General features: G+C 72.4%; 7 protein-coding genes. 5 read left to right on the top strand and 2 right to left on the bottom strand.

Annotated features, from left to right (window positions below):
- Window positions 1-250: 250 nt before the first annotated feature.
- Window positions 251-1345 (bottom strand): PLP-dependent aminotransferase family protein, encoded by a 1095-nt coding sequence (locus E1211_RS30030; RefSeq protein WP_132353272.1) that lies wholly within the window; start codon window positions 1343-1345, stop codon window positions 251-253.
- Window positions 1346-1533: 188 nt separating this feature from the next.
- Entirely contained in the window at window positions 1534-1926 is a 393-nt protein-coding gene (locus E1211_RS30025) for a cyclic nucleotide-binding/CBS domain-containing protein (RefSeq protein WP_132353270.1), read from the bottom strand.
- 115 nt (window positions 1927-2041) lie between these two features.
- On the opposite strand from E1211_RS30025, the gene E1211_RS30020 reads away from it, so the two are divergent.
- From E1211_RS30020 to E1211_RS30000, 5 genes are all read left to right on the top strand, one after another.
- Complete coding sequence (locus E1211_RS30020) at window positions 2042-2491, top strand: NUDIX domain-containing protein (RefSeq protein WP_132353268.1); 450 nt, start codon at window positions 2042-2044, stop codon at window positions 2489-2491.
- Window positions 2488-3255 carry a hypothetical protein gene (locus E1211_RS30015; RefSeq protein WP_132353266.1) on the top strand — a complete coding sequence of 256 codons (768 nt, stop codon included), beginning with the start codon at window positions 2488-2490 and terminating at the stop codon, window positions 3253-3255. The genes E1211_RS30020 and E1211_RS30015 overlap by 4 nt, the downstream gene beginning before the upstream one ends.
- A 122-nt stretch (window positions 3256-3377) precedes the next feature.
- A complete protein-coding gene (locus E1211_RS30010; RefSeq protein WP_132353264.1) occupies window positions 3378-4109 on the top strand; it encodes a sugar phosphate nucleotidyltransferase in 732 nt (243 codons plus the stop codon).
- On the top strand, window positions 4097-5164 hold the full coding sequence (locus E1211_RS30005; protein WP_132353262.1) for an iron-containing alcohol dehydrogenase family protein: 1068 nt from the start codon (window positions 4097-4099) through the stop codon (window positions 5162-5164). Before E1211_RS30010 ends, E1211_RS30005 begins: the two co-directional genes overlap by 13 nt.
- Window positions 5139-5864: a CDP-alcohol phosphatidyltransferase family protein gene (locus tag E1211_RS30000; RefSeq protein WP_132353260.1), complete on the top strand. Its 726-nt coding sequence runs from the start codon at window positions 5139-5141 to the stop codon at window positions 5862-5864. Before E1211_RS30005 ends, E1211_RS30000 begins: the two co-directional genes overlap by 26 nt.
- Window positions 5865-5978: the final 114 nt, after the last annotated feature.

Raw genomic sequence — 5978 nt, 5'->3', positions numbered from 1 at the left:
GCATCAGGGGGGTGAGGGGACGACCCGGCCCACCCGGCGCCCTGTGGGGGCGAGGGTGTTGCTGGCCGCGTCACTCGTCGCGGGTGCGACCTGGTCGGTGCGTGCCCGGAACCGGCTCGGCCGGGTCAGGCGGCGGGACGCCCGTCGCCACACGACCTGAGTGACGCTCGCAGCATTGTGGGCCGCCGGCCGCCCGGGCGGGAGCCCCGGGACGGCTGGCATGAGTCTTCTGTCGGGAATCCGACAGAAATCACCCGCGGGCGGCCTTCACGGCTTCCGCCAGCCGGCGGACACCCTCATCGATCTTGTCGACGGTGACCGCCGAGTATGCCAGCCGCAGCGCGTGCCGGCCGCCGTCGAGCACGAAGTCGCTGCCCTTGACCACCGCCACGCCGCGCTCGGCGGCGGCCGGGGCGACGCGCTCGACCAGGACGTCCTCGGGAAGCTCCACCCAGAGGAAGTAGCCGCCGTCCGGCTCCACGAACCGCGCCTCGGGAAGGTGGTGACGCAGCGACTCGGCCAGCGCCCGGGCCCGCTCGCCCAGCGCGGCCCGGACCGTCTCGATCGAGCGGTCGATCTCGCCGGAGACGCAGAACTGGTGGACGATCGCCTGGGCCACCATGCCGGGCGAGATGTAGAGGCTCGTCGCCTTCTTCGCGATGGCCGTGATCAGGTCCGCCGGTCCGACCAGGTAGCCGACCCGGACGCCGGGGCAGACCGTCTTGGTGAAGCTCGAGGCGTGCACCACCACGCCGCGGGTGTCCAGGGAGAGCATCGACGGCAGCGCCTCGCCCCGGAACCGAATGTCCGCGTACGGGTCGTCCTCGAAGATGGTGAAGCCGTACTCGGCCGCCAGGTCCAGCAGCTCGTGCCGCTTCTCCAGGGAGAGGGTCACGCCGGCCGGGTTCTGGTAGTTCGGGATGACGTGCGCCAGCCGGGGACGCACGCCGGACTCCAGCAGCTTGCGCAGCTCGGCGGTGTCCAGGCCGTCCGGCTGGATGGTGACGCCGTGCAGTTCGCTGCCCATCTGCTTCAGGTTGAGCAGCGTCCGGTCGTACGTGGGCCGCTCGACCACCACCGCGTCACCTGGGCGAACCAGGTGGTCGAAGAGGAACGCGTCGGCCTGCAACGAGCCGTTGGTGATCAACACCTGCTCCGGCGTCACCCCGTGCTTCTCGGCGATCCACCTGCGCAGGGGCGGGTACCCGACGGAGGTGCCGTACGCCGTGATCCCGGCGGGGTCGGCGTCGAACGCGCGGACGGCGGCGGCCTTGAGCCCCTCGACATCGACGATGTCCAGCGAGGGAGCTCCGCGGGCGAAGGAGATCAGCTGCTCGGCGGTCATGGCTGTTGAGCGTACGGGCGGCCACCGCGGGCGCGCCGACGGCACGGCGATGTCCGTATCCTGAGCCACCGGGTCGGGTGACCTGGGCCGGACCCGCGGCGGAACAAGTCGGGCCGGAAGGGCGAGCGGGTCGTGCTGCACCAGACCGACCCGTTGTGCCCGCCCCGCGGCGATCTGCCCGGTTCGCCTCAGCCCGTCGGCACCATCCGGCCGGCGGCCCAGACCCGCATGATGTCCCGTACCGAGATCACCCCGGCGACCTCGCGGCCGTCGAGCACCACCAGGTGCCGGAACCCACCCCGGGCCATGGCCACCGCCGCCTCCTCCAGCGTCCACTCCGGTACGGCGTAGACCACGTCCCAGGTGAGGTGGGCGGCGGTGCGCTCGACGTCGCAGTCGAGCCCGGCGCCGATGGCGTTGAGCACGTCCCGCTCGGTCATGATCCCGACGCCCTCGGAGTCCGGGTCGATCACCACCGCCGAGCCGACCCCGCGAGCCGACATCATCCGGGCCGCCTGCCGCAGCGTGTGCTCCGGACCGACCACGAGAACCTCGCTCGACATCGCTTCCCGTACCTGCATCACGCCTCACCCCTCCGGGACGGTGGCATCCGGTACGGACATAGTGGTTCTTCGATGCCGACCGAACAAGACCTCGGCGTCGCCGGAATGTCGGTCGGCTCGCTACTGTCGGGGCGTGTCCACCGAGCCCCTGCGCTGCGCCGGCGCCCTGATCGTCGACGACGATGGCCGGCTGTTCTTCCAGCGCCGATCCCCGCGCCGGCGCCTCTTCCCCAACTGCTGGGACGTGGTCGGCGGCCACCTGGAGTACGGCGAGGACGTCGAGGCGGCGCTGCGCCGGGAGGTGACCGAGGAGACCGGCTGGACCGTCTCGCGGTTGATCCAGCAGGTCGGTGAGTACCGCTACGTCGGCGACGACGGGCTGGAACGGATCGAGAACGACTGGCTGGTCCGAGTCGACGGGGACCTCGACCGGCCCCGGCTGGAGGCGGGCAAGCACACCGAATACCGGTGGCTCGCCGAGGAGGACCTCGACCTGCTGGACGAGCACCGGGACGTCAACGACGGCCTCATCCGCCGGATCGCGGAGGAAGCCTTCGCCGCCCTGCGCGCCATGGGTCGGTGAGCCACGCCGTCGAGCTGGCGCCGCACCGGTACGCCGGGCTGGTCGCACCCGCGGTCGACCGGACCTTCCTCGCCGGGATGGCCGCCGGCCAGGAGCGCGGCACCGAGCTGAGCCGACGGTACGGCGGGCCGGCCGCGACCGGTTTCCTGGTGGAGTTCCGCACCCGGCTGGCCGAGCCCGGCGGCACGGTCGACGACCCCGGGTTCACCGCGGTGACCCGGTACCGGGACGCGGCCGAGTGCCGGCGGGCGCTGGATAAGCAGGTCGCGTACGGGATGCTGCACCGCCGCCCGGACGGCGGGCTCGCCGCCACCGAACGTGGGCTGGCGTTCCTCGCCGAACTCTGGCGGCTGCACGCCGACGTCACCGCCGAGCTCTGGACCGGGCACGAGGAGCGGGTGGTCCGCCTGGTCGAGGCGCTCGGCCGGCTCCTCGCGCACGCGCTGGCGCTCGCCGCCGAGGAGCCGGAGCCGGCCGGCGCCGCGTTCGCGGCGGTCGCGCCGCCGTACGAGCCGGACGGCACCCCGCCCGGCGTGCTGCTGCTCAACCGGCTCGGCACGCTCCGCCACCACCGCTCCGACGCGCACGCCGCCGCCTGGGCCGTCGCCGGGCACACCGCGCTCAGCGTGACCGCCCTGCCGGCCGGGCCCGAGCGGCTGGCGATCGAGCAGGAGACCGACCGCCGGGCCGCCGGCCCGTACGAGGCGCTGACCGCGCAGGAGCGGTTGGCCGTCCTCGCCGATCTGGCGGCGCTCCCCGGCTGAACAGCCGATCCGGCTGCGCTCTCCCGGTGAACACCCGGGGGAAGCCCGGTTGACCGGAGGCGGTCCTGGACGCGGCGCTATCCTCCAGCGATGACCGGAGTCGTACGAGGGAGGATGCCGGCATGATCGGGATGGTGCTCGCCGCCGGGGCGGGGCGCCGGCTGCGCCCCTACACCGACACACTGCCCAAGGCCCTCGTGCCGGTCGACGGGGAGATCACCATCCTCGACATCGCGCTGCGCAACCTCGCCGAGGTGGGGCTCACCGACATCGTGATCGTGGTCGGCTACGCGGCCGACGCGGTCCGGGAGCGGCAGGCCGACCTCGAGAAGAAGTACGGCGTCAGCCTCACCCTCGTGCACAACGACAAGGCCGAGGAGTGGAACAACGCCTACTCGCTCTGGCTGGCCCGCGAGTACTTCGGCCAGGGCGTGCTGCTGGTCAACGGCGACACCGTGCACCCGGTGAGCGTGGAGAAGACGCTGCTGGCCGAGCGCGGCGCGGGGATCCTGCTCGCCGTGGACACCCTCAAGGCGCTGGCCGACGAGGAGATGAAGACCACCTTCGACGCCGCCGGTCAGCTCACCCGGATCACCAAGCTGATGGACCCGGGCGAGGCGTACGGCGAGTACATCGGCGCGACGCTCATCGAGCCGCAGGTGGCCGACGCCCTCGCCGACGCGCTGGAGGCGACCTGGCGGCGTGATCCGAACCTCTACTACGAGGACGGCTACCAGGAGTTCGCCGACCGGGGTGGCGAGGTGCGGGCGGCGCCGATCGGGGACGTCTCCTGGGTCGAGGTCGACAACCACGCCGACCTGGCCCGCGCCCGGGAGATCGCGTGCCGCTACTAGCCCGGTCCGTACTGACTCCGCTGCACATCGACGTACGGCACGGGGCGGTGGCCGACCTGGCCACGATCCTGGCCGACGGGCGGATCTCCGCCGGCGGCGACGTGGCGGTCGTGGTCGGCCCCGGCCAGGGCGAGCGGATCGCCGAGCTGATCCGGCCCACGCTCGGGTCGGCCGACGTGTTCACCGTGGCGGGCGGCACCCTGCAGGCGGCCGACGACCTGGAGGGCAAGCTCCGCGCCCGGTCGTACGACGCGGTGGTCGGCATCGGCGGCGGCAAGACCATCGACGTGGCCAAGTACGCGGCGACCCGGCGGGGTCTGCCGATGGTCTCGGTCGCCACCAGCCTCGCCAACGACGGGATCGCCTCCCCGGTGGCGAGTCTCATCACCGATGGGCTCAAGGGCTCCTACGGGGTGCACATACCGATCGCGGTCATCGTCGACCTGGACTTCGTGGAGAGCGGTCCGGAGCGGCACAATCGCGCCGGGATCGGCGACGTGGTGAGCAACATCAGCGCCCTCGCCGACTGGGAGCTGGCACGAGTGGTGCGCGGTGAGCCGTTCGACGGGCTCGCCGCCTCGCTCTCCCGGGCCGGTGCCGAAGCGGTGATCAACCATCCGGGCGACATGGGCGACGACGCCTTCGTCACCGTGCTCGCCGAGGCCCTGATCTCCAGCGGCCTGGCGATGGCGATCGAGGGCACCAGCCGCCCGTGCAGCGGCGGCTGCCACGAGATCATGCACGCGGTCGACGCGCTCTTCCCGGGGACCGCCTCACACGGTGAGCTGGCCGGGCTGGGCGCGCTCTTCTGCACCTGGCTGCGGGGGGACACGCACCGCTTCGGGCAGATGCTCTCCTGCCTGTCCCGGCACAACCTGCCGGTCACCGCCGCCGAGGTGGGGCTGACCGACGAGCAGTTCGTCGAGGCGGTGATCTTCGCACCGCGTACCCGGCCAGACCGGTACACCATCCTCGAACATCTGGCGCTGTCACCTTCCGACGTCCGGACGCGGCTGGCAGACTACGCCGGTGCAATCCACGACCGCCTTGGCTGAGCCGTTTCGTCCCACCGTCGCCGATTTCCACCGGACAAACCGGGGCGGCGGCCTGTTCAGTGAATCGATCAGCCAGTGGCTGGGCGCCACGTTTGCGGTCGCCGCGCACCGGCTGGGCCTGCGCCCGACCGCGCTGACGATCACGAATCTGGTGCTGGGGCTGGCCACCTCGGTCACCGTGGTCGCACTCGCCGGCCGGGTGGCCGCCGGTGAGGTGCCGGCCTGGGTGGTGGGGCTGGCGGCGCTGGTGGGCTGGCAGGTGGCGTACGCCCTGGACTGCGCGGACGGCCAGCTCGCACGGGTCACCGGCACCGGCAGCCCGGCGGGTGCCCGGGTCGACGTGCTCGCCGACGTGGCGGCCCAGATCGCCCTGGTCGCCGCGCTCTCCGCGACCGCCGTGGCGCAGTATCCGGAGAGCCCGACCTGGCTGGTCGCGGCGTTCGCCGGCACCTGGATGGTCAACCTGGTCACCTCGGTGATGCAGGCCGGCCCGAACGCGGCGAGCATGGTCACCTCGACCTCGCTGCCGGTACGCCTCGTGAAGCTGGTCCGCGACTACGGTGCGGTGATCTTCGTGGCCGCGCTGGTGCTGCTCCTCGCCCCCGCCCTGACGCTCTGGGTGATGGTGGCGTTCACCCTGGTCAACGGGGGTTTCCTGCTGGCCAGCATCGCCTTCTCCGCCCGCGCCTCCCTGCGCTGACCCACCCTCGCGCCGCGCCACCCCGCGTCGCGAACACTTTCACGGAAAGAGTGGCTTCGGGCGCCCGGACAGCCACTCTTTCCGTGAAAGTGCGGCCTCGATGCGGGGTGGGGT

Origin of the sequence: Micromonospora sp. 15K316 (assembly GCF_004348525.1) — a bacterium.
GTDB lineage: Bacteria > Actinomycetota > Actinomycetes > Mycobacteriales > Micromonosporaceae > Micromonospora.
The sequence above is the reverse complement of the archived record's forward strand: the minus strand, read 5'-3'. Positions and strand labels throughout refer to the sequence as shown.